The sequence below is a fragment of the Nocardia sp. NPDC041819 genome (assembly GCF_055590505.1).
This window is the reverse complement of sequence record NZ_JBVJAP010000051.1, coordinates 1-2,670: the sequence shown is the minus strand read 5'-3', so window position 1 is coordinate 2,670 and position 2,670 is coordinate 1. Positions and strand designations below refer to the sequence as shown.

At 68.4% G+C, this 2,670-nt stretch carries 1 protein-coding gene; it reads left to right on the top strand.

The window, feature by feature from the left end; genetic code table 11:
- Positions 1–2,670: condensation domain-containing protein (locus ACZ6DL_RS38030; RefSeq protein ID WP_466058577.1), on the top strand; the 2,670-nt coding region annotated here is incomplete at both ends.

Sequence of the window (2,670 nt, the reverse complement as noted above, 5' to 3'; positions counted from 1 at the left end):
GATGACGATTTCTTCGCGCTCGGTGGTAACTCGTTGCTGGCGACGCAGGTGGCGGCGCGTATCGGTGCGGCGTTGGACGCTCGTGTCCCGGTGCGGGTGATTTTCGAGGCGGCGACCGTGGCCGGACTCGCCACGAAGGTCGAGCAGCACGCGGGCTCCGGCGGGCGTAAAGCCTTGGTCGCCGGTCCGCGTCCGGAGCGGATTCCGCTGTCGCTGGCGCAGCAGCGCATGTGGTTCCTCAACCAGTTCGATCCGGCGTCGTCGGTCTACAACATCCCGGCCGCCATCCGCCTCACCGGCGACTTGGACGTGGCCGCTCTGCGACACGCCGTCGCGGACCTGGTGGCGCGCCACGAGATCCTGCGCACGATCTACCCGCAGACGCCGGACGGCCCGGTACAGCAGGTGCTCGCGGCGGACGAGGTGCCGATCGGTGTGGCGCCGGCCCGGGTCGACGCGGCCGATCTGGCCGCCGCGGTGACCGCCGTCGTCGCCGCCGGCTTCGACGTGACCTCCGAGGTCCCGTTCCGGGTCGAACTGTTCGAGGTCGCTTCCGCGAACGCGGACGACCCGACCGAGCACGTGCTCGCGTTCGTCGCGCACCACATCAGCTCGGACGGTTGGTCGATGGGACCGCTCACCCGCGATCTGGTGCTGGCCTACGAGGCGCGCAGCAGAGGCGAAGCCCCGGCCATGGCCCCGCTCCCGGTCCAATACGCGGACTACAGCCTGTGGCAGCGGGAGGTGCTCGGTTCCGAGAGCGACCCGAACAGCCTCATCTCGCAGCAGGCCGAGTACTGGCGCGCCACGCTCGCGGCCCTGCCGGACGAACTGCCGCTGCCGGTCGACCGGCCCCGTCCCGCCCAGGCGTCCTATCGTGGTGCCACCTTCGCCTTCGACATCGACGCCGACCTGCATGCCGGGCTGGAACAACTTGCCCAGCGGCATAATTCGACACTGTTCATGGTGGTGCACGCCGCGCTCGCGGTGCTGCTGGCCCGGCTGTCGGGCACCTCGGACATCGCCATCGGAACCCCGGTGGCCGGCCGCGGCGAGGCCGAACTCGACGATCTGATCGGCATGTTCGTCAACACCCTGGTGCTGCGCACCGAGGTCGAGCCGGGCACGCCGTTCGACGCGTTGCTCGCCGAGGTCCGCCGGACCGACGTCGCGGCCTTCGGGCACGCCGATCTGCCCTTCGAGCGTCTGGTCGAATTGCTCGATCCGGTTCGCTCGGCGGCGCGGCACCCGCTGTTCCAGGTGATGCTGGTGTTGCAGAACCTGGCGCAGGCGACGCTCGAGTTGCCCGGGCTCACGGTGTCCGGCATCGATCCGCAGGTGTCGGCGGCCAAGTTCGACTTGCAGATCACCCTGGCCGAACAACCTGAAGCCCAAGGTCTTTCGGTGGTCATGGCCTACGCGACCGACCTGTTCGACGAATCGACCGTGCGGAACTTCGCGAGCCGATTCCGCCGTATCCTGGCGGCGGTCACGGCCGATGCCACCGCCGTGGTCGGGGACATCGATGTACTCGCACCCGGCGAGCGCGAGCAGGTACTGAGTGCATGGAATGCGCCGGGAGCCTGGGTTCCCGGCGCGACCTTGCCGGACGTCATCGCCGAGCAGGCGTGGCTGCGTCCGGACGCGGTAGCGATCCGCTACGGCGACACCAGCCTGACGTTCGGTGAGTTGCAGCGTCGGGCGAATCAGGTGGCTCGGGCGTTGATCGCCGCGGGGGCGGGCCCGGAGTCGGTGGTGGCGGTGGCGATGCCACGCACCGAGGAACTACCGGTCGCGTTGTTGGGTGTGTTGACCGCGGGTGCGGCGTATCTGCCGATCGACACCACCTATCCGGTGCAGCGGTTGGAGTTCATGCTCGGTGACGCCGCGCCGGTGTGTGTGCTGACCACCGCGCAGCAGCGGGATGCTGTGCCGGCCGGGCAGTTGCCGGTGGTGCTACTGGGCGAGGCCGAGAACTATTCCGATACGCCGGTCGGTGACGCGGATCGGGTGGCGCCGTTGCGGCCGGACAACCTGGCGTATGTCATCTACACCTCCGGTTCCACCGGTGTGCCCAAGGGTGTGGGGGTCGCGCACCGCAATGTGGTGGAGTTGCTGGCCAACACTCAGCCGTTGTTCGGGTTCGGTCGTGATGATGTGTGGACGTTGTTCCACTCGTATGCGTTCGATTTCTCGGTGTGGGAGTTGTGGTGCGCGCTGGCGCACGGCGGCAGTGTGGTCGTAGTCGACTACCTCACCTCCCGCTCCCCGGAACAGTTCCGTGAACTGCTGATCCGCGAGCGCGTCACCGTCCTCAACCAAACCCCCTCGGCGTTCTATCAGTTGGCCGAAGCCGACCGGACCGCGGCTGCGGGTGAGCTGGCGTTGCGGTATGTGATCTTCGGTGGTGAGGCGCTGGATCCGCGTCGGCTGAGCCGCTGGTACGAGCGCCACGGCGCGAGTACCCGGTTGGTGAACATGTACGGCATCACCGAGACCACGGTGCATGTGTCGTTCCTGCCGTTGGCCCCGCGCGATGCGCAGGACGCGGCCAGTGTGATCGGTCGTGCCATCCCGGGTTTGGCCGCGTATGTGCTCGACGGGCGGCTGCATCCGGCCGCGGTGGCGGTGCCCGGTGAGATCCATGTCGTGGGTGGGCAGCTCTCGCGT